19 protein-coding genes, 1 tRNA gene and 2 pseudogenes are annotated in these 21,525 nt (G+C 73.7%); 13 read left to right on the plus strand and 9 right to left on the minus strand.

From position 1 onward, the window contains the following. On the plus strand, positions 1-1,338 hold the full coding sequence (locus HHX30_RS09970; RefSeq protein ID WP_169981609.1) for a cell wall metabolism sensor histidine kinase WalK: 1,338 nt from the start codon (positions 1-3) through the stop codon (positions 1,336-1,338). A 92-nt stretch (positions 1,339-1,430) separates the two neighbouring features. On the opposite strand, the gene selD is transcribed toward HHX30_RS09970, so the two are convergent. Further along, on the minus strand, positions 1,431-2,444 hold the full coding sequence (gene selD, locus HHX30_RS09975; protein WP_169981610.1) for a selenide, water dikinase SelD: 1,014 nt from the start codon (positions 2,442-2,444) through the stop codon (positions 1,431-1,433). An 89-nt stretch (positions 2,445-2,533) separates the two neighbouring features. Here selD and HHX30_RS09980 point away from each other — a divergent pair. Together HHX30_RS09980 and HHX30_RS09985 are read left to right on the plus strand one after the other, a co-directional pair. Then, positions 2,534-2,627, plus strand: a tRNA-Sec gene (locus HHX30_RS09980). 62 nt (positions 2,628-2,689) lie between these two features. Beyond that, positions 2,690-3,166, plus strand: coding sequence for a hypothetical protein (locus HHX30_RS09985; RefSeq protein ID WP_169981535.1), 477 nt, complete (start codon positions 2,690-2,692; stop codon positions 3,164-3,166). Between the two features lie 148 nt (positions 3,167-3,314). Here HHX30_RS09985 and HHX30_RS09990 read toward each other — a convergent pair whose 3' ends face one another. Continuing rightward, positions 3,315-4,457, minus strand: a complete 1,143-nt coding sequence (locus tag HHX30_RS09990) for a pectinesterase family protein (RefSeq protein ID WP_169981611.1) — start codon at positions 4,455-4,457, stop codon at positions 3,315-3,317. A 362-nt stretch (positions 4,458-4,819) separates the two neighbouring features. On the opposite strand from HHX30_RS09990, the gene selA reads away from it, so the two are divergent. Then, complete coding sequence (gene selA, locus HHX30_RS09995; RefSeq protein WP_311922270.1) at positions 4,820-6,091, plus strand: L-seryl-tRNA(Sec) selenium transferase; 1,272 nt, start codon at positions 4,820-4,822, stop codon at positions 6,089-6,091. 122 nt (positions 6,092-6,213) lie between these two features. Beyond that, positions 6,214-7,980, plus strand: coding sequence for a selenocysteine-specific translation elongation factor (selB, locus tag HHX30_RS10000; protein WP_169981613.1), 1,767 nt, complete (start codon positions 6,214-6,216; stop codon positions 7,978-7,980). On the opposite strand, the gene HHX30_RS41475 is transcribed toward selB, so the two are convergent. Both HHX30_RS41475 and HHX30_RS41480 read right to left on the minus strand, forming a co-directional pair. Next, positions 7,972-8,139 (minus strand): hypothetical protein, encoded by a 168-nt coding sequence (locus tag HHX30_RS41475; protein ID WP_249349934.1) that lies wholly within the window; start codon positions 8,137-8,139, stop codon positions 7,972-7,974. The genes selB and HHX30_RS41475 overlap by 9 nt on opposite strands. A gap of 64 nt (positions 8,140-8,203) precedes the next feature. Next, positions 8,204-8,380: pseudogene (locus HHX30_RS41480) on the minus strand (pyridoxamine 5'-phosphate oxidase family protein); the annotation flags it as partial. 69 nt (positions 8,381-8,449) lie between these two features. On the opposite strand from HHX30_RS41480, the gene HHX30_RS10010 reads away from it, so the two are divergent. Together HHX30_RS10010 and HHX30_RS10015 are read left to right on the plus strand one after the other, a co-directional pair. After that, complete coding sequence (locus HHX30_RS10010) at positions 8,450-9,067, plus strand: TetR/AcrR family transcriptional regulator (RefSeq protein ID WP_169981614.1); 618 nt, start codon at positions 8,450-8,452, stop codon at positions 9,065-9,067. Further along, positions 9,064-9,978, plus strand: coding sequence for an NADP-dependent oxidoreductase (locus HHX30_RS10015; protein ID WP_169981615.1), 915 nt, complete (start codon positions 9,064-9,066; stop codon positions 9,976-9,978). Before HHX30_RS10010 ends, HHX30_RS10015 begins: the two co-directional genes overlap by 4 nt. A 105-nt stretch (positions 9,979-10,083) precedes the next feature. Here the strand turns inward: HHX30_RS10015 and HHX30_RS10020 are convergent, their stop codons facing one another. Further along, on the minus strand, positions 10,084-11,397 hold the full coding sequence (locus tag HHX30_RS10020; protein ID WP_311922272.1) for a deoxyribodipyrimidine photo-lyase: 1,314 nt from the start codon (positions 11,395-11,397) through the stop codon (positions 10,084-10,086). Between the two features lie 543 nt (positions 11,398-11,940). On the opposite strand from HHX30_RS10020, the gene HHX30_RS10025 reads away from it, so the two are divergent. The 3 genes from HHX30_RS10025 to HHX30_RS10035 are packed head-to-tail and all read left to right on the plus strand — an operon-like array spanning position 11,941 to position 16,008. Further along, on the plus strand, positions 11,941-14,229 hold the full coding sequence (locus tag HHX30_RS10025; RefSeq protein WP_169981616.1) for a hypothetical protein: 2,289 nt from the start codon (positions 11,941-11,943) through the stop codon (positions 14,227-14,229). A gap of 43 nt (positions 14,230-14,272) precedes the next feature. Then, positions 14,273-15,253: a MinD/ParA family protein gene (locus HHX30_RS10030; RefSeq protein WP_169981617.1), complete on the plus strand. Its 981-nt coding sequence runs from the start codon at positions 14,273-14,275 to the stop codon at positions 15,251-15,253. Beyond that, on the plus strand, positions 15,253-16,008 hold the full coding sequence (locus HHX30_RS10035; protein WP_169981618.1) for a hypothetical protein: 756 nt from the start codon (positions 15,253-15,255) through the stop codon (positions 16,006-16,008). Before HHX30_RS10030 ends, HHX30_RS10035 begins: the two co-directional genes overlap by 1 nt. 324 nt (positions 16,009-16,332) lie before the next feature. On the opposite strand, the gene HHX30_RS41485 is transcribed toward HHX30_RS10035, so the two are convergent. Next, positions 16,333-16,626 (minus strand): hypothetical protein, encoded by a 294-nt coding sequence (locus tag HHX30_RS41485; protein WP_249349884.1) that lies wholly within the window; start codon positions 16,624-16,626, stop codon positions 16,333-16,335. Positions 16,627-16,909: 283 nt separating this feature from the next. Between HHX30_RS41485 and HHX30_RS43700 the strand changes: the two are divergent. From HHX30_RS43700 to HHX30_RS10050, 3 genes and pseudogenes are all read left to right on the plus strand, one after another. Continuing rightward, positions 16,910-17,338: pseudogene (locus tag HHX30_RS43700) on the plus strand (PT domain-containing protein); the annotation flags it as partial. A 366-nt stretch (positions 17,339-17,704) separates the two neighbouring features. Beyond that, positions 17,705-18,091: a hypothetical protein gene (locus HHX30_RS41495; protein WP_249349886.1), complete on the plus strand. Its 387-nt coding sequence runs from the start codon at positions 17,705-17,707 to the stop codon at positions 18,089-18,091. A gap of 55 nt (positions 18,092-18,146) precedes the next feature. Then, entirely contained in the window at positions 18,147-18,389 is a 243-nt protein-coding gene (locus HHX30_RS10050; protein WP_249349887.1) for a CDGSH iron-sulfur domain-containing protein, read from the plus strand. Between the two features lie 156 nt (positions 18,390-18,545). On the opposite strand, the gene HHX30_RS10055 is transcribed toward HHX30_RS10050, so the two are convergent. The 3 genes from HHX30_RS10055 to HHX30_RS10065 are packed head-to-tail and all read right to left on the minus strand — an operon-like array spanning position 18,546 to position 21,513. Further along, on the minus strand, positions 18,546-19,742 hold the full coding sequence (locus tag HHX30_RS10055) for a glycosyltransferase family 2 protein (RefSeq protein ID WP_249349888.1): 1,197 nt from the start codon (positions 19,740-19,742) through the stop codon (positions 18,546-18,548). Further along, a complete protein-coding gene (locus tag HHX30_RS10060) occupies positions 19,739-20,776 on the minus strand; it encodes an iron-containing redox enzyme family protein (RefSeq protein ID WP_169981619.1) in 1,038 nt (345 codons plus the stop codon). Before HHX30_RS10060 ends, HHX30_RS10055 begins: the two co-directional genes overlap by 4 nt. Further along, positions 20,776-21,513: a class I SAM-dependent methyltransferase gene (locus HHX30_RS10065; protein WP_169981620.1), complete on the minus strand. Its 738-nt coding sequence runs from the start codon at positions 21,511-21,513 to the stop codon at positions 20,776-20,778. The genes HHX30_RS10060 and HHX30_RS10065 overlap by 1 nt, the downstream gene beginning before the upstream one ends. Between the last annotated feature and the right edge of the window lie 12 nt (positions 21,514-21,525).

Here is a 21,525-nt window from a genome sequence, read left to right on the forward strand (position 1 = left end):
ATGGGAGTACGTCTACGCACGACGCTGACGGCCACCGCGGCGGTGGCGGCGGCGCTCTGCCTGGCCTCGATCGCGCTGTTCACCGCGCTGGACTCGAGCCTGACGGCCTCCACCAAGGAGTTGGCGGCGAACGACGCCAAGGAACAGATGCGACATCTGAAGGCGGAGTCGGGGCCGGGTGACGCGGGGGACGGAAAGGGAATGGTGCCGCCGCTCGAAAAGGGAGCGGTGCCGCCGGGCGGGAAGGGACCGATGCCGGGCTCGGCTGCCAGCGGCAATGACTACGGCCCTCCGGTACCCGACGAGGCCGTGTTCGTGGTCAGGCGGACGTTCGAGACCGAGGACGGCCCGGTCACCGTCCTCGGAAAAGCTTCCAAGGCACCCGCCCTGGCGGCGATGACCACGCTGAGGAACCTGCTGATCCCGGGGGTTCCGGCGCTCCTCGCGGTGGTCGCGCTGTTCACCTGGCTGGCGGTCGGCCGAGTGCTACGCCCGGTCTCCGCGATCAGGGCGAAGGTCGCCGACATCACCGCGCACGGCCTGCACGAACGCGTGCCGGAGCCGGACACCCGAGACGAGATCGCGGCACTGGCCCGCACCGTCAATGCCACCCTCGACCGACTGCAGACCTCCGTCGACGCGCAGCGACAGTTCGTCGCCGACGCCGCGCACGAACTCCGCAGCCCACTGGCGATCCTGCGAACCCGGCTGGAGTTGGCCCGGCCCGCCGAGAAGCCGCTGGCGACTGCGGCACTGGACGATGTCGCACGCCTCCAGTCCCTTTCCGCCGACCTCCTCCTGCTGGCCCGGCTCGACGCCGGCGAACCCCTGTCGCGGGCCGAGGAACTGGACCTGGCCCAGGTCGTCGCCGAGGAGGCCGTCCGCAAACGCCCTCGTCCGGACGTCCACGTGTACCTCGACCTCACCCCCGACCTGCTCCTCGACGGCTCGGCCGACCAACTCCGCCGCCTTGTCGCGAACCTCGTCGACAACGCGGTCCGCCACGCCTCCACGTCAGTCCACGTCACCCTCACGGCTCCGGGCGACCACGCCGTCCTCGACGTCGTGGACGACGGCCCCGGTATCCCCCCGGAACACCACGCCATCGTCTTCGACCGATTCACCCGCCTGGACCACGCCCGGACCCGGGACACGGGAGGCTCAGGGTTGGGGCTGCCGATCGCCCGGGATATCGCGCGGGCTCACGGGGGGACCCTCCAGGTGGTCCCGCACAGCCCGGGCGCGAGGCTGCGTGCGGTCTTCCCGTTGTCCGGGAGGTCTGCTGCGTACCCGCTGGGTGATCTTGCGGTGCGCGCGCAACATCGCGAACGCACCTGACGACCACCCGACCCGATGCCGGGCACACGCATGCGCTGTGTCTATCACCTCGCCACTCCCCGGCGGGGGCGACCGCTGCCGGTTCGGGGGTGTCAGGCGAGCCGGATCGCGGCGGCCTCGGCCGGGACGAGTTCGCCGACGACGGGCGCGCCGGGGACCTCGCCGGCGACCAGCAGGCCGCCCGAGGTCTGGGCGTCGGCCAGCAGGAGCAGATCCTCCTCCGTGTACCCCGCCGGGGCGAGGTGGGGCCGCACCCACTCCAGGTTGCGGCGTGTGCCGCCGCTGACGTAGCCGTCGTGGACCGCCTGCCGCGCCCCCTCCAGGTAGGGCACGGCCGCCACGTCGACCACCGCGGTGACGCCGCTGGCCCTGGCCAGCTTGTAGAGGTGGCCGAGCAGGCCGAAGCCGGTCACGTCGGTCGCGCACCGGGCCCCGGCCGCCAGCGCCGCCCGGGAGGCGTCCCGGTTGAGCGTCGTCATCATCTCGATCGCCTGCGGGAACACCTCGCCGGTCGCCTTGTGCCTGGTGTTGAGCACGCCGACGCCGAGCGGTTTGGTGAGGGAGATCGGCACGCCGGTCCGGCCGGCGTCGATGCGCAGCAGCCGGTCCGGGTCGGCCAGGCCGGTGACCGCCATGCCGTACTTCGGCTCGGGGTCGTCCACGCTGTGACCGCCCGCGACGTGGCAGCCCGCCGCCCGCGCCACGTCCAGGCCCCCGCGCAGCACCTCCCTGGCGAGGTCCATGGACAGCTTCTCCCTGGGCCAGCCCAGCAGGTTCACCGCCACGACGGGTTCGCCGCCCACCGCGTACACGTCGGAGAGCGCGTTGGTGGCCGCGATCCGTCCCCAGTCGTACGGGTCGTCCACGACGGGGGTGAAGAAGTCCGCCGTGGCGACGACCGCCCGGCCGCCCTCGATCCTGACCACGGCCGCGTCGTCGCCGTCGTCCAGCCCGATGACGAGTTCGTTTGCGTACGCCGACGGGTCCGGAGCCACGAGCCCGGCCACGATGCGCTCCAGCTCGCCCGGCGGAATCTTGCAGGCGCAGCCGCCTCCGTGCGCCTGCTGGGTCAGCCGGATCCCGGCCCGCTCCGCCGTCTCGGTCATGCCGCCCCCGCTCCGGGTCGTCGTTCGTCCGCCGCGCCGCACCGGGGGCGTCGGCAGGTCCCTACCCCGTTCCGGCTAGGTTTCTCCCTGGAGGTGTGTGGGCGCCTGGTGGCCCCCGCGGTCTTCAAAACCGACGAGGCCGAGGTCCTCGGCCTGGCGGGTTCGATTCCCGTCCACCTCCGCTCACCTACGTCAAGCCTCCGGCCCCGCCACCGGGAATCCTGCATTCGCCCAGCTCAGGTTGGGTGAGCAGTCATGGCCAGATCCCGCCTGTCACCGATGCGATGGAAGCGGCGGCCCATCCGGAGTTGGCCGCGTTGTCGGTGATGGCCCACGGTGAATATCCGCCGGTGATGGAGGCGTTCGTGGCTGCGCTGCGACACCTACCCGATGAACACGCACCGCAATACTATGAATACGCATACCGACTCGCTTCGCAGGCCGCCAGACACGTCATGGAGAGAATCATGGAAACCACCACGTGGCCGGTCTACAGCCCCTTCGCCCGGCAGCATTATGGGAAGGGTCTCGAAGCCGGTCTCGAAGCCGGTCGCGAGGAGGGGCGCGAGGAAGGTCGGAGACGGGGACGGGCAGAGGGTGAAGCGAGGGCGGTGCTGACCGTCCTGGAGGCCCGGGGATCGCTGTTTCCGACTCCGACCGTGCCTTCATCGAGGCGTGCACCGACCTGGTACTGCTCGATGAATGGATGCGGCGTGCCGTGACCGTCACCCGCACCGACGACCTGTTCGTCGAGCCGCGAGAGTCCGAGCAGTCCGACGGCTGAGGCGCTCGGCCGGTGGGCGCAGGGCCGCTCCGGGGGTGGTGACCGCGAAGTGACCGGTCGCCGCCCTCCGATGCGTCAACGCGGGGTCAGCGGGTGATTGGGCGGAGGAGCAGGGCGGGGCCGGGGCGCCAGTCGCCGAGGTAGTTCCCGGGGGTGTGCTCGACGGCCTGCTCGGGGGTGAGCCGCGGCCGGTTCTCGGGGACGGGGACCGCGGCGCCCGGGCCGGTGTTGCGGAACTCGGCGAACCGCGCGTCCTGCCAGTGATACCCCGAGCTCATGTCCACGTACGGCGTGGCCGCGTCGATCGAGGGCCCCATCCAGGTCTCGCGTACGACCAGTGACGGGAGGGCGGTCGGGTCGCTGCTGGGCCGCCAGGGCCGGGCCAGGCCGAAGGACGCGTCGGCCGCCGTCCCGTCGATCACGCAGCGCACCGCCAGGTAGCCGTGGGGGTTGGCGGCCGCCGTGCTCGGCGCGAACACGAAGCCGTACGGACGGAACGTCACGTCCCTGGCCAGAGTGGTCAGCTCGCACCGCTCGAAGACGGCGGTCGCGCGGCCGAAGACGAAGTCGACGTCCCCCTCGATGTGGCACTCGCGGTAGTACTGCCGGGCGAAGGACGCCAGGGTGCGGGTGTCGGCATACAACGTGTCCTGGTGGCCGAGGAACCGGCACCTCTCGAAGTACGACCGGTCGCCCATGACCTTCGCCGCCACCGCCTGGGTGCCCGTGATCTCCGGGTGGCCGGCCCGCAGCCAGTCGTTGGCGAACGTGACGTGGGCGGCGGTGAAGCCGTCGGCCTGGATCGTGGTGGTGGCGCTGCCGCTGGTGCCGTACGTGCCGCCCTCCGGCTTGGGCGTGCCGGCCGCGTTGCCGTAGACGATCACGACGTCGCGCGCGTCGCCGGTCGCGCCGAGGAAGCACAGGCCGGTCTTGGCCTGCGGCACGAGGACGGTCTCCCGGTATGTCCCGGCCGCGATCACGAGGGTCCAGCCCTCGGCCGGCGAGTCCGGGGTCGCGGCGACGGCCGCCTGAACGGTGATGTGGTCCCCTCGGCCCTGGGCGTCCACGTAGAGCGTCCGCGTGTTCAGCCGGCGGCGGGGCGAGCCGTACCGGCCGAAGGGGGGCACGTGGGCGGCGCGCGCGGGTGACGCGACCGTGAAACCGAGGATCGCGGCGGCGGCGCCGGTCAGCGCCTGCCGCCGGCTGATGTGGGGGGTGAGGGACGACATGACGACTCCTGTGGTCACATATATGAACTGCTTCCTCACATGAGAACACCAGCACCGTAAGATCCGCCTCCGGTCATGTCAATGACGCGCCGTGGCCCGAGTCGCAAGACGATGTCAAGTGATCTCCAAGCCGGATCGGACAGCATTGCCGTCTCCCGCCAGGGAGGAAAGGACCCCGATGAGATCGAGGTCCCGAACTGCGCCGACCGGTGGCGCAGACGACGTCTCCCGTCCGCTGCCAGAGCCGACAAGCCGGCGCGCCGTCGTGCCCCCGGTCGGCGCGCCCGACGGCGCACGGCTCCGCCCTGCGGGGCGGGCCGTGCGCCCTCGCTGTAGTTTGAAGTGTGGATCCACGGAGGCGGGTGCCGCGCACCGACGCCCTGCTGGCCGATCCGCGGCTGACCGCCGCCATCGGGCGGCTCGGCCGCCCGGTGGTCAAGGACGCGGTCGCGCGGGCGCAGCAGCGGGTACGGCAGGGCGAGATCGAACCGGAGGACGTCGCCGGCGTCGCGCTGGCGGCGCTGCCGCGTCACGCCACGAGCCTGCGTCCTGTGCTCAACATGACCGGCGTGCTGCTCCACACGAACCTGGGCCGTGCGCCGCTGTCCCCGGCCGCCGTCGAGGCGGTGACGGTGGCGGCGGGGGCGACGGACGTGGAGTTCGACCTGGCCACGGGGGCCCGGGCCCGCCGCGGACGCGGCGCGGTCGAGGCGCTCGCGCGGGCCGTGCCCGCCGCCGAGGGCGTGCACGTGGTCAACAACAACGCGGCCGCCCTCGTGCTGGCCGCCACCGCGCTCGCCGCCGGACGGGAGATCGTGATCAGCAGGGGCGAGCTGGTCGAGATCGGCGACGGTTTCCGCATTCCCGACCTGCTCGTGTCCACCGGCGCGCGGCTGCGCGAGGTGGGCACGACAAACCGCACGGCCCTGGCCGACTACCGCGACGTGATCGGGCCGCAGACGGGGTTCGTGCTCAAGGTCCACCCGTCGAACTTCCGCGTCGAGGGCTTCACCGGTTCGGTCGAGGTGGCCGAGCTGACCGGGCTGGGCGTGCCCGTGGTCGTCGACATCGGGTCCGGCCTGCTCGACCGTGATCCGCTGCTGCCCGAGGAGCCCGACGCGACGAGCGTGCTGCGGGCCGGTGCCGACCTGGTCACCGCGAGCGGCGACAAGCTGCTCGGCGGCCCGCAGGCCGGCCTCCTGCTCGGCCGCCGCGACCTCGTCGAACGACTCGGGCGGCACCCGCTCGCGCGGGCGCTGCGCGTGGACAAGCTGACGCTGGCCGCGCTCGAGGCGACGCTGCGCGGCCCGGAGCCCCCCGTACGGCAGGCTCTCCACGCCGATCCGCTCATCCTCCGCGAGCGGGCCGAGGCGCTGGCGAAGGCGATGTGCCAGGCGCGCGTGGATGCCGTGGCCATGCCCGCGGACGCGACCGTGGGCGGGGGCGGGGCCCCCGGCGTGCGCCTGCCGAGCGTGGCCGTGAGCCTGCCGGAGCGGCTGGCCGTACCGCTGCGGCGGGGCGAGCCGCCGGTCGTCGGCCGGGTCGAGGGCGGCCGCCTGCTGCTCGACCTGCGCGCCGTGCCGCCGGAGCGGGACGGCGAGGTCCTGGAGGCCGTCCTTGGAGCGGCCGGCTGATGGCCCCCGCCGCCCACGCCCGGCGGTGCGCGCTGAAGCACCCGCAGGAGGTGGCCGGCGACCGGCGGGCGCGCTCCCTCCGGTGCCGTTTGGCCGCCGTACGCGTACTCGGGGAGGGATGAATGCACGTCGTGGCCACGGCGGGGCACGTCGATCACGGCAAGTCGACGCTGGTGCGTGCGCTGACCGGGATGGAGCCCGACCGGCTGGAGGAGGAGCGGCGGCGCGGTCTCACGATCGAGCTGGGCTACGCCTGGACGGCCCTGCCCTCCGGGGAGCGGGTGGCGTTCGTCGACGTGCCCGGGCACGAGCGGTTCCTCGGCACGATGCTCGCCGGGGTCGGCCCGGTGCCCGCCGTGATGTTCGTCGTCGCCGCCGACGAGGGGTGGATGCCCCAGTCGGAGGAGCACCTGGCGGCGCTGCGCACCCTCGGCGTACGGCACGGCCTGCTCGCCGTCACCCGGGCGGACCTCGCCGACCCCGCGCCCGCGCTGAAGGACGCGCGTGACCGGCTGGCGGAGGCCGGGCTGGGCCCGGCGGAGGCCCTGGCGGTGAGCGGGCGCACCGGTGAGGGCCTGGACGGGCTGCGCGCCGCCCTCGACCGGCTGGTGGCGGCGCTGCCCGCGCCCGATCCGCACGCCCCCGTGCGACTGTGGATCGACCGGGCGTTCAGCGTGCGCGGCAGCGGGACCGTCGTGACCGGCACGCTGCCCGCCGGTCGCGTCGAGGCCGGCGACGAACTGGAGCTGGACGGCGAGCCGGTGCGGGTGCGCGCCCTTGAGTCGCTGAAGGAGCACGTCGAGTCGGTCACCGGGGTCGCGAGGGTGGCGCTCAACCTGCGCGGGCGGGTCGCGCCGGAACGCGGGCGCGCCCTCGTCACACCCGGCGCCTGGACGACGACGGACCTGGCCGACGTGCGCGTGACGATGGCGGCGGGCGCCCGCGGGCCGCTTCCCGCGCGGCTCACCGCCCACATCGGCTCGGCGTCGGTGCCGTGCGAGGTGCGTTCGCTCGGGCCGGAGGCGGCCCGGCTGCGCCTGGCCCGGCCGCTTCCCCTGCATCTGGGAGACGCGCTGCTGCTGCGGGACCCGGGCCGCGGGCACGGCGAGCCGCGGGTGCTCGCGCGGGCGACCGTGCTCGACGTGCGGCCTCCGGAGCTGCGCCGCCGGGGGGCGGCCAGGGAGCGGGCCAGGGCGCTGGCGGACGCGTCGGCGGACGCGGTCTCCCTCCTGCGTACGCACCTGCTGCTGCGCGAGGGCGAGCTGGTCGCGATGGGCTGCCCGCCCGGGGGACGGCCGGTGGCCGCCGGCTGGCACGCCGATCCCGATCACTGGTCGGCGCTGTCCGCCCGGCTCCCGGAGGTCGTACGGCGCTACGCCGCCGATCACCCGCTGGAGCCCGGGATGCCGGTGGAGGCCGCCCGCCACGAGCTCGGCCTGCCCGACCGTAGGCTCGTGACGGCGCTCGTACGGCCGCCGCTGGCGGTGGCCGACGGGCGGATCGGCGCGACGGGCGGCGCCCCGGCGGGGACCGCGGGGCTGCCCGCTCCGGTCGCCCGCGCGGTGCGGACCCTGCTGGACGACCTGGCCGAGGCCCCCTTCCACGCGCCGGAGGCCGGGCGGCTGGCCGAGCTGGGGCTCGGGCCGCGCGAGCTCGCCGCCGCCGTACGCGCCGGGACGCTGCTGCGCGTCGCCGACGGCGTGGTCCTCGCGCCCGGGGCCGACGCGCGGGCGGCGGCGCTGCTGGCCCGGCTGCCGCAGCCGTTCACGGTCAGCCAGGCCAGGAGCGCGCTCGGCACCAGCCGCCGGGTCGCGGTGCCGCTGCTGGAGCACCTCGACCGCAGAGGCCTCACCGAGCGGGTGGACGAGGTTCGCCGCCGGTCAACGTGAGGGGACGTCGCGCTTGCCGGAGGCGGGGTTGCCGGGGTCGACCCCGAAGCTGATGATCCGCCGCGGATGCACGCGGATGATCGGGCCGGCCAGCGGGGCCGCGGAACCGGCGGGGTCGGTGAGCGCCTCGCCGTACCCGCGTATCTCCAGGCAGCGCACCTGCCAGGGGGTCGACGGACGGGACGTCGTCCACGACGAAGGCCACCTTGCCGTTGGCCAGCACGTTGCGGAACTTGCGGCTGGCCGCCATGTCGCGCCCGCCGATGTCGATCGTCCGCAGCTCACGGTTGTAGCGGAACCCGACCGGGCTCACCTGGAGCGTGCCGTCCGGTTGGAGTGTGGCCAGGCGCCCGATCCGCTGACTGTCGAGGTACTCGATTTCGTGCTCCGTGAAGATCATGCCCTCATGATAATCAAGTAGTTGATTGATGTTTGTCACTCAACCAGTTGATTGGCTAGGGTGCGGCGTATGGCTTCACCAGCACGGCGCGCACCACAGGAGCGTGGGAAGGCGGCCCAACAGACCCGCGAGCGGATCCTGAAGGCGGCGGTCGAGGAGTTCGGCGCGAAGGGCTACGCCGGAGCCCGGACGGCCGCCATCGCGGCCAGGGCCGGGGTCAACCAGCAGCTCATCTCGTACTACTTCGGCGGCAAGCAGGGGCTCGTCGAGGAGTTGCGCCGCAGGTGGGCGCGGGCGCAGGAGAGCAGGACGCCGCCGGCCGCGACGTACGCCGAGAGCGTGGCGGCCCACCTCGACGCCACGCTGGACAACTCGGACTGGTCCCGGCTGGTCATCTGGCAGGCGCTGGGGGACGGCCCGGGCGCCGACAGCGACGACGAGTGGGCGCAGGCGCAGCGGGCCCGGCTGCGCGAGGCCGTCGAGCGGACCCGCAGGCGCCAGGAGGAGGGCGAGATCACCGGCGAGCTGGACGCGGAGTTCGTCCTGCTGGTCGCCTACGCCCTGGCCTTCGCGCCCATCGCGCTGCCCCGGATGGTCGAGGGGATCGTCGGCGCCGGCCCGCTGTCGAAGGAATACCGCGAGTGGGTCGCCGGCCAGCTCGCCACGATGACGAGGAGACGCTCATGAGCAGGACGGTCGTGTTCTCCGCCTACGGCGGCCCGGAGGTGCTGCGTGTCGTCGACCTGGCCCCGGACGAGCCCAGCGCGGGGACGATCAGGGTCCGGGTGAGGGCGGCGGGCGTGCAGCCGTTCGACGCGCTGTTCCGCGGCGGGGGAGCCCACGCCTACGTGCCGGCGACGTTCCCGCAGCGGCTGGGCAACGAGTTCGCGGGCGTGGTCGACGCCGTCGGGGAGGGCGTCACGGGTGCGGCCGCCGGCGACGAGGTCGTCGGCTGGGCGATGCTCGCGTCGTACGCCGAGCACGTCGTCGTCCCGCCGGACCAGGTGGTGCGCAAGCCCGCGTCGATGCCGTGGCCGGAGGCCGGAGTGCTGTCCGCGTCGGGGCAGACCGCCGACACCGCGCTGGAGAAGCTGCGGGTCGGCGCAGGGGACACCGTCCTCGTGCACGCGGCGGCCGGCGGGGTGGGCACGTTCGCCGTGCAGATCGCCCGGGCGCTCGGGGCGACGGTCGTCGGCACTGCGAGCGAACGCAACCACGCCTACCTGCGCGACCTCGGCGCGATCCCGGTGGCGTACGGCGAGGGGCTGGCCGAGCGGGTGCGGGCGGCCGCCCCGGACGGCGTGGACGCCGCGCTCGACGCGGCCGGGACCGTGGAGGCGCTGGAGGTCTCGGCGGCGCTCGTGACCGACCGCACGCGCGTCGGCACCATCGCCTACCAGCCCGCCGCCGACCGGATCGGCGTCCAGCGGCTCGGCACCGAGCGCTCGGCGGCCCGGCTCGGCCGGTTGACCGCGTTGTACGAGAAGGGCGACCTGAAGGTGAGGATCCAGGAGGCGATCCCGGTCGAGGAGGCGGCGCGGGCGCACACCCTGATCGAGTCCGGCCACACCGCCGGCAAGCTCGTCCTGGTCTTCTGAGCAGACCCCATCGAGCTCGCGCGTCGTCGCCGGCCACCTGCCGGCCGCGTACGCGGGGCCGCCTCGACGCCGCACACGCGGGCGGGGAGGAAGCGTCCGGCGGGGTCAGCCTATGAGCTCGCCGCCGAGAGGTGAGGCGGGGTAGCCGGAGACCCCGCCGCGGGCCTTCCACGGCTCGTGGACCAGGCCGCCGGGAAGGGACGCCAACTCGGGGACGTAGCGCCGCACGTACTCGCCCTCGGGGTCGAACTTCTTCGCCTGCCGGAGGGGGTTGAGTTTGCGGTAGGGCCGGGTGTCGTTGCCCGTCCCGGCGACCCACTGCCAGTTGCCGCAGTTGTTCGGCATGTCGCCGTCGAGCAGCCATTCGGCGAAGTGCTCGAGCCCGGCCCGCCAGTCGATCCCGAGCCGCTTGGTCAGGTAGGAGCCGGTCACCAGGCGCACCCGGTTGTGCATCCAGCCCTCGGCGAGAAGCTGGCGCATGCCCGCGTCCACGATGGGGACCCCGGTCAGACCCTCCCGCCAGGCGGCCTCCGCCTCCTCGTCGCGCCGCCACTCCACGTTCCCCGGCCGGTAGTCGCGCCGGCCCATCTCGGGGAAGGCGTTCACCACCTGGTAGTGGAAGTCGCGCCAGCACAACTGCCTGACGTACTCCTCGCCGCCCGGCCGTTCGCAGGAGCGGTCCACCACCTCCAGGGGCGACACGCAGCCGAAGTGGAGATAGGCGCTGAGCATCGAGGTGCGTCCCGCCATCCGGTCGCGCGTGTCGGCGTAGGCGGCAAGGCCGTCGCCCACCCACTGCCGCAGCCGCCGCCGCGCCTCGCTCTCCCCGCCGCGCACGATCCCGTACGGCTCGGGGGACGCCTCGGGGAGGACACCGGGGTCGATGCCGGGCGGCAGGCGCATGGGGTGGGGCGCGCCGAGGACCGGCCGTTTCGCGGTGCCCGACCAGGCCCGCCAGTACGGCGAGAAGACCCGGTAGTGGCTCCCGCTGCCGGGTCGCAGTGCGCCGGGGGGCACCACGGTCACACCGGGGAAGAGCCGGAACTCCAGCCGGTGGGCCCGGCACTCGTCCGCGAGGCGCCGCTCCCGGCGCCGTGCCAGCGGGCTGACGTCCTCACTCGCCCAGATCGCCGACGCGCCCGCATCTCCGGCCGCGCGTACGGCCTGCGCCACGGGGTCGCCGTGCCGTACGACGAGGTCGCCGCCGAGCGAGCGCAGGGACGACCTCAGGTCGTGGAGCGACGCGTGGAGGAAGTCGCGGCGGTGCCGGGCCGCGATCGCGGAGTCGAACACGAACAACGGAACGACATGCCGGGCCAAGGCACACGCCTCGCAGAGCGCCGGGTGATCGTGAATTCGCAGGTCCCGGTTGAACAGCACGACGACGGTCTCCACGCGTACCTCTTCGCGGTCGATCACGCCCGCGGTTGCGGCTCCCGGGTAAATCGCGAGATCGTTTCGCCGGGCGGCCGGGGCTGCTTCACCCCGAGACCGGTCGTGCGCATGGTGTAATGCCGGAAAAGTGCGGAACGCTGGTTATTCCCCAGGTATATGAAGGCTATTCACATCGGATGTGTCTATCGGATGGACGGGGAAAGACGGACGTGGGAACCCGTGCGCCACTGGACGGGCTCGATGCGTGAAAAGAGAATGAAACGCCAGGTCATCCGGCTGTCGGGACGGTCGAGCCAGGTGGAATCCGGCACTTCTCCAGACAAGCGGAGAGAAGGTAACGGGCACCTGTTCTGGGCCCCTTTCGGATGACCATATCGGTGTTATTTGCGGCTTATCCTCAACTCGTGATTTCTATGGTTCTTTTCCTTCCCAACACATCGCAGTCAGTCTAAGATCTCGTTCTATGTATCGGTATGCATCAAGATTTCCTGTTAGGCAAGTGCGACGCCTAAGTCACAGTGATGCTCTGGCCGAACATGCCGCCGTCGCCACCCTCACCCTGTTCCGGTGCGCATGAACCCGCCCCCCGGGGATGTGACGCTCGACCCCGGCCGGGGGATGGCATGGGTGGACGAGCACGGCGCCCACCTCGTCGACTACGCCTCCTGCCACCTCGAGCCCGCCCCCATGCTCGCGGCGGTGATCGCCGCGCTGGAGTCGTGCGGCGCCCGCGAACTGCCCGGGAACGTTTCAGACCGGGCCTGGCTGCTGTCCGCGCTGCGCCGTGAGTGCGCCACCGGCCCGGGGCGGGGCTTCCTGCCCGGGCCCGGTTCCGGCGGACCCGACCCCCGGGCGGTGCGGCGCGCCTGGAGCCTGGCGGATCCCCTGGGCGCCGAGGCGCTGCGCCTGCTCTACCGCCACGAACTCCCGCTGCGGGACCTCGTGTACGTGCTCGCCCTGCCGGTCAAGGAGGCCGGCAGGCTCATCGCGCGTACCCAGGACGTGGTGGAGATCCTCGTGAGCGGCCTGGACGGCCTCGCCCGGGGCCGTCCGATCTGCCCGGAGCTCGGTCCGCTGGCCGCCGCCGTCTTCCCCGACGAGCACGGCGAGGCGGCAGACTTCGGGGCCGCACGTACGGCGCTGCTCCGGCACATCGTGACCTGCGTGGTGTGCAAGCGGCCCATCAACATCCGATACACCGTTCCGCAGATCCTCTCCCGTCCCCCGGTCGCCGACCTCACGGCCGAGACCAGGCAGCGACTCTTGGACGCGCTGAACAGGGCCGCTCCCGCCCGGGCGGAGCGGCCGGCACACCGGCCCCCCTCGTCGTTCGGCATGCCGCTCGCCGCTCCCGTGAACACCGCCCCCGCCCCGGCCGCACGGCAGGAAAGCCCGTCGGCGTCCGTCCCGCCGCCCCGGACGGTTGCCCCGGTGACCCCGACGCCACCGGTGCCGCCGCTGGTGCCACCCGACTCCGGTCTGTCGACGGCCGGGCCCCGTGAGCAGCCCGGCCCGCCGTCCCGGAACGACACGGCGGACCGGGCGGACCGGGCGGACAGGGGGGATCGGGAGCACACGGGGCCCGGCCGCCTGGCCCCGCCCTCGCCACCGGGAACGGCGCGTCCCACCGGCGCTCCCTCCGGCGCGTCTTCCGGCGCCTCTTCCGGCGCTCCGGCCGGTCCCGAGCTGCCGGAGCGTCCGGTGCGGGCCATCTCCCAGGAGGACACCCAGCCGGGCCTGGCGTGGCCGCCGAGGACGTCGAAGGCACGCGCCGCGCAACGGCCCGCGCCGTCCTCCGCGCCGTCCTCCGGGTCGCTGGAGGCCGCCGCGACCGGGACGACCGGGGAGGCACCCCCGGCCCTCGGACCGGCCGACGCACTGCCGCCGGGGCAGGACACGCCTCTGTACAACGCGCTGCTCTCGCAGATCAGGGCCAGGGAGGCCCTGGCGCGCGCCGCCGAGGCCGTTCCCGCCCCAGCCGACCGCGCCCCAGCCGATCGCGCCGGCGTCGGCAACGTCGCGGACGCGCCGGGGGAGACGGACCTCCCCGGCAGGCCGCTCGCCGGTGCGCAGATCAGGATCGTCGAGGTGCTGGCGCGGGTCGGCTCGCTGTTACGGGCGACCGCCCTGCGGATCGTCATCGTCGTCGTCGCGGGAGCGGCGGGAACCGTGACGGGGATCAACCTCTTCGCTCCCGCCCCCCAGTCCCAGAAAGGGTCGCTGGAGGCGCACGTCGCGCAGACGTCCGCGAACCCCTCGGCAGTCGGCGCGGCAGTCGGCGCCGCGACAGGCGCCGCGGCGGGTACGGCCTCGGGCGCGCCGCACGCCACGGTGACCGCGACCGCCGCGACCGGAGACGCCGCGGAGCCCGGCGGACAGAACCCGGCCGGGGGTGGCACGACCGGGGGCGCCGCGACCGGAGGTGCCGCACAGCCCGGCGGAGACAGCGGGGCCGGGGGCGCCGCGCAGGCGGGTGGGCAGAACGCGGCCGGGGGCGCCGCGAAGCCCGCCGGACAGGGTGCCGCTCAGGACACCCCCCTCTCCCCGGGCACCTTCCTGATGGGGGCCTGGGGTGTTCAGGCGCCGTCCGCCATCACCCTCGACGCGTTCGGGAGAGGAACCCTCACTCTCTCGACAACCTCAGGAAAGCCCGTGAAATGGCGGATTTCGGCTCCCGGCCTGGTGGTCGAGCCGTCCAGCGGAACGCTCAAGCCCGGGCACACCGACGTGCTCACCGTGCGCGCGCTGCGCGTCCGCTACTGGTGCGGGGTCCCCTCGCCCGTGGCGGCGCCGCTCGAACTGCACGGCCCGAAGGGCAAGAAAGGCACCGCCACCGTGCGATGGAGCACCTGCTGATCGCCGCCCCCGTTTCCTCCCGTCCTCGGTGAAAGGACCCGACATGACCGAGATTCACACTTCGGTGCCTACTCCCGCCGAGCAGTTCCCGGAGAGCGTGCCTCTCACGGCCGAACATCTGTTGACCAACCGCCGTGTGGAGCCCACCGGCGGATGGCGGCGGCTCGTCTACCAGCTCTCCGGCGGCCGGATCATCCCCTCGGAGTCGGCGGCGGAGATGGAGCGCCGCACGCTCATCGCGCATGCCCAGACGCCCGTCGCCAGCGGTCACCACAGGATCGCGGTCATGAGCCTCAAGGGCGGGGTGGGGAAGACCACGACGACGGCGGCGCTGGGCAACACGCTCGCCTCGCTGCGGGGCGACCGGGTGATCGCCATCGACGCCAACCCCGACCGGGGGACGCTCGGCATCAAGGTCAAGTCGGAGACCGCGGCGACCATCCGGACCCTCCTGGCCGAGGCGCCGCACATCGTGCGGTACGCCGACGCCCGCGCGTTCACCTCGCAGTCGTCCGCGCGGCTGGAGGTGCTCGCCTCCGACACCGACCCGGCCGTCAGCGAGGCGTTCAACGCGGAGGACTACCGCACGGTCGCCAATCTGATCGAGCGCTACTACTCCATCTGCATCACCGACTGCGGCACCGGGCTCCTGCACGGCGCCATGGGCGCCACCCTGGAGCTCGCCGACCAGATCGTGCTGGTCACCATGGTCGCGGTGGACGGCGCGAGCTCGGCCGCCGCGACCCTCGACTGGCTCACCGCCCACGGCCACGGCCACCTCGTCAAGAACGCCATCGTCGTGCTGAACGCGGTCGAGCCCAAGTCGCACGTCGACGTCGACCTGCTCGAACGCCACTTCGCCGGGCGTTGCCGCACGGTGGTGCGGGTGCCGTTCGACCCGCACCTCAAAGAGGGCGCGGAGGTCGACCTCGCCCGGCTGCGGCCCACCACCCGCGGCGCGTACCTGCGTCTCGCCGCGGCCGCCGGACAGGCGTTCGGGCAGCGGCCGGACCGGAGCAAGTAGTGGGACCGGTCATCCCCGATCCGGCGCTCGACTGGGACCTGGGACCACCGCGCCGGTGGGATCCCCGGCACCTGGTCGTCGCCATCGCGGGGGTCGTCACCGTGATCGCCGTCGCGGTGATCGTGCTGCAGACGCGGCAGGCGGAGGCTCCGCCGTCCACGGCGGTGCGCGTCGCGGCGCCGACCGTCGCGCTGGCGGCGCCCGCCGGGCACGAGGGCGACGGAGGCTACCCCGTCGGCTTCCCTCACACCGAGATCGGGGCGGCGTCCGCCGCGGCCGCCGCGTTGGAGGCCGCCTGGACGCTCGACGTCGGCCAGGCCGAACAGGCCGCGGCGCTGTACGCCCCGCCGGACCAGCGCAAGGAGGCACGCGAGGGTGCGCGCGATGCCGTACGCGGCTGGCGGGAGACCCTCGGCCTTCCCCCGGAAGGCGACCTCCCCGCCGGGGCGGCGCTGCGGACGCAGACGATCGGCGTCCAGTGGAAGGTCCGCTCCGAGGACCAGGTGCAGGTCTCCGTCCTGGTCCAGGTGACTGCGACCACGGGCGCCGGCGCCACCGGCCCCGTCTACTCCAGCCCTTACGCCATGAGCCTGCTCATGGCGTGGAAACCCGATATACGCGGCGCGGACAAGGGCGACTGGGTCAACATCCCCGACCCGACGCCTCCGTCCGTGCCCGCAGCCGCTCTCCCAGGGACGCCCGAGTTCGCCGCGGCGGGCTGGAAGTCCCTCATCGGTCCCCGGCCCACTCCCTAGATCGAGGAAGAGCCTCTCAATGACCCCCCGAATGTCCACCCGGCGCGCCACCCTGGTCTCCGGCCTGCTCCTGGCCGCGGTCTCCGCCACAGGCGGCGCCGTGGCCGCGCAGCCCTGGGCCGCGGTGGCCGAGCCCGGCTGGGACGCCCCTCCACCGGTAGAGGGCGCCGGTCCCATGGCCGCGCCCACCTCCAACGACTCCGCGGACTCCTCGTCGTCCTCCTCGGATTCCTCCCCGGGCGGTTCCGGGCACGCGCCGGACCAGGCCGCGCCCGACACGCAGACGGTGAACAAGGCAGGCCCCGGTTCGTCAGGTACGGCCCATCACTCGTCGGCCGACACCGCCGGCGTGTCGGGTACGCCGCAGGACTCGTCCGGCGGTCCGGATGGTCCGTCCGGTTCGGCCCACGACTCCTCGGCCGACGCCGCCAACGCCCCCGCCAATGCACCCGACAGTGCCTCCAACAGTTCCTCCAACAGTTCCTCCAACAGTTCCTCCAACAGTGCCGGGAACGCACCGGGTGACGGCGCGAAGGCATCGAACGACGCGGGGAACGGCCCCGGCGCCGGCGCGAACGCGCCGGGCGGCGCCGGGACGGACTCCCAAACGGCGAACAAGACCGGCCCCGATTCCTCCGGTGACCCGTCCGGCACCGCCCACGACTCCGCCGGTGGTCCCGACGGCCCCTCGGGGAAGTCGCACGACTCCGGCGGATCTGCCGGCGTCCCCCTGGGCGCCGGTTCTGACGGCACCTCCACCCGGGACCGGACGGCCCACGAGTCACGCGATCGGGACGCCGGCGGCCGCAGCCGCGTCAGGGATGACCGGACGGCTCGCGACCCACGTGATCATCACCGTGACCCTCGCCGCACCAGAGAAGACCGGCCGGGCAGCGGTCCCATGACGAAGGCCCAGCCGGCGCCGAGCGGACAGGGAAAGCCGGGGCCGAACGGCGGGCCGGGCACCGCCTCGACTCCGCAGCCGACGGCCGGCGGCGCCGCTACGGCGACTCCCGGCCAGAGCGGTCAGGGGGCACCGGCGCCGACCGCGAGCAGCGGGCCCACCGCGACCGCGACCCCCGCACCGGCCGGGAGCGGCGCTCCCACACCCACACCGAGCGGGGCTACCGCTACGGCGGCGGCGCAGGCCACCCCGGCGGCGACCGTCTCGGTGAGCGTCTCGCCCGACCCGGGCGCCACGGCGAGCACCCAGCCGAGCCCCACGGCCACGGAGAAGCCGACCGGCAAGCCCACGGACAAGCCGACCGGCAAACCCACGGACAAGCCGACCGGCAAACCCACGGACAAGCCCACGGGGAAGCCCACCGACAAACCGACGCAGAAGCCGGCGGCCAAGTCCACGCCGCAGCCGAAGCCCACGGCCAAAGCCAAGCCCACGGCCAAGCCGACGCACAGGCCGCCGCAGCAGCCGCCGCAGCCCAGGGCGAGCGCGGCCGTCACCTCGACCGCGCTCCCCACCGCCGCCCCGCCCACCAACCGGCCCACTACCCCGCCCACCAACCGGCCCACTACCCCGCCCGCCGTCCCCACGGCGGTGGGTTCGGCGCCCGGAACCGCGACATCGGCGCGGACGGCCTTCCCGGCCGTGACGCCGACGACGGAGGTCACGGTCGTGCCGGCGCTTCCGGACGACTCGACGTGGGTGACCCCCGTGCCGTCGCTCAACGGTCGTGCCGTGGCGGCGCCTCCGGCGGGCGCACAGCCGCCGGCCGCATCCCTCGTGATACCGGGATACCTGCCGCTGCCGCCGCTGGTCGCCCACACGCAGCACCGGTGCGGAGACGACGGCACGACCGGCTGCTGGAGCCTGGCGCCCTGGCGGAGCCGTACGTCCGGGCACTCGCACGCCCTCCCCGGCGGCGAACCGGCGGGCGGCACGGCGACGCCGCGATGGGCCTTCGCCCCGCCGAGCGTCAAGGCGGACGTGCCCAGCCCGTCGGGCGTACCCGGCGCGATCAGAGCGCCGTTCGCCGGATCGGTGTTCGCGGCGCAGGGACCGGCCGTGGACCGGGCCGGGTGCTGGGCCTTCAGCCCTTCCGCACACTGCGCGCGATGGGACTGACCATGCGTCGCTGACCAGGTGTTACGCCGTCACCGTCCCGGGCAGGCTGCTCCGCATGGAGCACATGGCGGAGGACCCGGCCACGGTGACGGCGGTCACCGTGACGCCCTGCGAGGACGGCCCGCTGCTGGTGCGCGGGCCGTTCACGCTGACGACGCAGGACGGACGGCGCATCGACCCGGGCAGGGCCACGGTCGCGCTGTGCCGCTGCGGCCGGTCCTCGACCAAGCCGTTCTGCGACGGCTCTCACAAGGTGGTCGGCTTCCGGGCGACGAGCGAACCCGACCCGCCCGCCTGACGGAAAGCCGGGATCGAGGGAGCGGAGCGGAAGGGAGCGAGGACCGCAGCGAAGGTCCAGCGGAGCGGACTTCGCGAGGACCGGAGGTTCCTTCCGGCGCAGTGACCGGGGCCCGCCCAAGGCTCGTAGTCGTCAGGCATCTGGCCAAGGTCCGCGTCATCGGTTGGATCGCCCGAGGTCGTGGCGGACGATCAGGCCCAGGGCGTGGACGGCATTACGAAGGCACGCGGGTCGGGGTCGTCGGGGCGGGGCGCGGCGGCGGAGCCGGCGCGTCGAGTGGGCGGCGGTGCGCAGGCGTCGTCCGGCGTACGGCACGCCGCCGAGCAGGAGCCTGGCGGTCAGGGCCGCCCAGCTGCAGGTGGCGCGTTCGAGGACCCAGACCGGGGCGAACAGGCTGGAGGTGGCGGGGAAGATCCGGCGGCCCCCGGCGCGGCGGCGTCCGATTTCGGCCAGGGCCACCACCGCCGCGGCGCCCGCTGCGACCAACTCGGGCCGGCGCCGCCACAGAGCCATGCCCACGCAGGGAAGGACGGCGAGGAAGGCCGCCATCCGGGCGGGCTGTGCGAGGTCGTCGTACGCCTGCCGGATCCGCTGGGACCAGAACCGGCGGGTGTCGGGCGGCAGACGCCGCACGTAGAGGTCGAGCGGGCGGACCTCGCGGCCGCCGTGGGCGCGGACGGTGCGGATGAGCTCCAGGTTCTCGAACAGCACGTCGCCGTCGTAGCCGCCCATCTTCTCGAACGTCGAGCGGCGCACGCCGAAGGTCCCCGGGTAGTCCGCGCCGAGGCCGCGGTTGAGCAGGGTGCGGGCGCTGTCCCAGCGGGCGTGCCAGGGGAGCGGGTGGAAGTGGTTCTGCGGGCGGACGAGGTCGGCGTGGCCGAGCAGGGTGTGGACCCGGGCGAGTGCGTCCGCGTCGTAGCGCACGTCGTCGTCGGCGATGACGACGTGCTCGTTCCGGACGCGGCGCATGCCACTCAGCACCCCTGCCACCTTGCCGTTCGCGACCGTGAGGTCGTCGTCGGGCCGCACGTGTTCGGCGATGCCGCGCCACTCACGCGCGTGCCGTTCGAACAGCGGAGACGGTGAACCATCGATCACCACGATCCGGACATGCCGGGCAAGGCCGCGCAGATAAACGGTCAGCTCCGCCAGCCCCGCGTCGTCGTTCCAGCGCAGGGGCAGCACGTAGTCGATCTCCGGCGTGACCTGGCCCGGGTTGGAGGTGACGGAGGCGGACGGCGGCACGAGGCGGCGTGCTGCGGGTGGACGGCGGCTGAGCGTGGTGGCGGGGTCGTCGCCTGGGCGGTCGAGCGTGGTGACGGGGTCGTCGCCTGGGCGGTCGAGCGTGGTCATCGGGTTGTCGCCTCGGCGGTCGAGCGTGGTGGCCGGGTCGTCGCCTCGGCGTCCGTGCGCCACAGGGAGGTGCGCCCCTCCCGCCAGCGGCCCAGCAGGTGCTCCGCGAAGAGCCGGTCGAGGGTGAGCGCGCAGGCGGCGCCGTACAGGATGTCCCCGGCCAGGCCGGCATGCTCGGCGGCGAACGCGCCGCACAAGTCGTGCGCGGCGATCTGCTCGTGTACGGCGTCGGCCTGCACGTGCTCGTCGTAGTAGCGGCGTACGCCGGCGTCCCCGCCCAGCCGCCGCAGACCCTGGCTGTAGCGGCGGTTGGGGATCGACGAGGTCATCTCGAACGCCGCGAGGTGCCCGAGGAGAGCGGCCCGGTGGCGGCGGTGCAGCCCGAACAGCGACATGACGTTGCTGATCGCCAGCGTCACACCGGGAACGCCGACCAGGTAGGCGCCATAGGCGTCGTCGAGGCCGAGTCCCCGCATGGTCGCGCGGAACAGTTCGGAGTGCATGCGTTCCGGCCTGCCCCCGCCGTACTCGTCGGACTGGATCTCCACGAGCGCCGCCTTCGGCCGGCCGAGCAGGCGCGGGATGCCCCAGGTGTGCGGGTCGGCCTCCTTGAGCTGGTAGATCGAGCGGTGGATCACGAACTCGCGGAACTGCTCCGCGCCGGCTCCGGCCCGCATGAACGCCGACAGCGAGGGACCGTCGTCGGCCGCCACCAGCGCCGCCAGAGCGCGGGGCACCTCCCGCGGCGGCGGTGCGGGCGGGCGGGGCACGCGCCGGGCCAGCCATCGCTCGAACCAGCGCTCCAGGCGCTCCCGCAGGGCCAGCACCGACGGGTTCCACTCCCAGCGGTCGTCGACGCCGTCGAAGCCCTGGTAGTGCAGCTCGTAACAGACGAACAGCGCGAGGTGGGCGTCCTCGTCGTCGAACGGGCCGCCGTACGGGACAGTGGGCGGCGGGGCGAAAGCGTGCGGCGGCCTGGCCAGCTCCGTGAAGAGCCGCTCGGTCAGCGGGCCTCGGGGCGCGGGCAACTGCATCAGCTCTCCAGCAGGCGGTAGACGGACACGTGGGCGCGGCTGTCGTCGGTGAACGGAGCGCCGGACCAGTCGGCCCAGCGGTGCTCCCGCTCCATCCCGGCGAGGCGGGCCATGAGATCCAGCTCGCACGGCCAGGCGTAGCGGTGGTTGGCCGGCAACAGCCGCAGGCCGTCCGCGGTCATCCGCAGTTTCGTGGTGTGCATGAACTGCTCGGCCGGGCTCAGCCGGGCGGCCTCGACGACGACCTCGTCCTCGCCGAGCGCCAGCAGCCGCAGCGCCGTCCGGTCCCGGAAGGCCGCCGGGTCCGGCACCCAGGTCTCGATCACGAAGCGCCCCCCGGGCCGCAGATGGGCCGCCGCGTTGCGGAAGCACCGCACCTGGGCGTCCTGCGAGGGCAGCGCGAAGACGGTGTTGAAGGCCAGCAGGACGAGCGCGAACCGTCCCTCGACGCTCACCTCGGAGAAGTCGCCCACGGTCACCGGGATGCGGTCTCCGCCGGGCTTGCCCCGCAGGACCGCCACCATGTCGGGAGACCCGTCGACGCCCGCCACGGTCAGGCCGCGGGCGGCGATGGGGAGCGCCAGCCTGCCGGTGCCGATCCCGAACTCCAGGACGGGCCCTCCCCGGGCCAGCCGGAAGACCTGCTCGACCGCCGGTCCGGTGGGCACGTGCACCACCATCTCGTCGTAGATGTCCGCGATGGTCCGCCCGTACGCGGCCGCATCGAACTCCCCCATACGTTCCCCCCG

It is taken from the genome of Microbispora sp. H10836, assembly GCF_012999525.1.
In the GTDB taxonomy this organism is placed as follows: Bacteria; Actinomycetota; Actinomycetes; order Streptosporangiales; family Streptosporangiaceae; genus Microbispora.

Coding starts and splice junctions, on each gene's coding strand:
- HHX30_RS09970 (WP_169981609.1), top strand. CDS start 1: ATGGGAGTACGTCTACGCACGACGCTGACGGCCACCGCGGCGGTGGCG.
- selD (WP_169981610.1), bottom strand. CDS start 2,444: ATGACCGAGACGGCGGAGCGGGCCGGGATCCGGCTGACCCAGCAGGCG.
- HHX30_RS09990 (WP_169981611.1), bottom strand. CDS start 4,457: ATGTCGTCCCTCACCCCCCACATCAGCCGGCGGCAGGCGCTGACCGGC.
- selB (WP_169981613.1), top strand. CDS start 6,214: ATGCACGTCGTGGCCACGGCGGGGCACGTCGATCACGGCAAGTCGACG.
- HHX30_RS10010 (WP_169981614.1), top strand. CDS start 8,450: ATGGCTTCACCAGCACGGCGCGCACCACAGGAGCGTGGGAAGGCGGCC.
- HHX30_RS10015 (WP_169981615.1), top strand. CDS start 9,064: ATGAGCAGGACGGTCGTGTTCTCCGCCTACGGCGGCCCGGAGGTGCTG.
- HHX30_RS10030 (WP_169981617.1), top strand. CDS start 14,273: ATGACCGAGATTCACACTTCGGTGCCTACTCCCGCCGAGCAGTTCCCG.
- HHX30_RS10050 (WP_249349887.1), top strand. CDS start 18,147: ATGGAGCACATGGCGGAGGACCCGGCCACGGTGACGGCGGTCACCGTG.
- HHX30_RS10055 (WP_249349888.1), bottom strand. CDS start 19,742: ATGACCACGCTCGACCGCCCAGGCGACGACCCCGTCACCACGCTCGAC.
- HHX30_RS10060 (WP_169981619.1), bottom strand. CDS start 20,776: ATGCAGTTGCCCGCGCCCCGAGGCCCGCTGACCGAGCGGCTCTTCACG.
- HHX30_RS10065 (WP_169981620.1), bottom strand. CDS start 21,513: ATGGGGGAGTTCGATGCGGCCGCGTACGGGCGGACCATCGCGGACATC.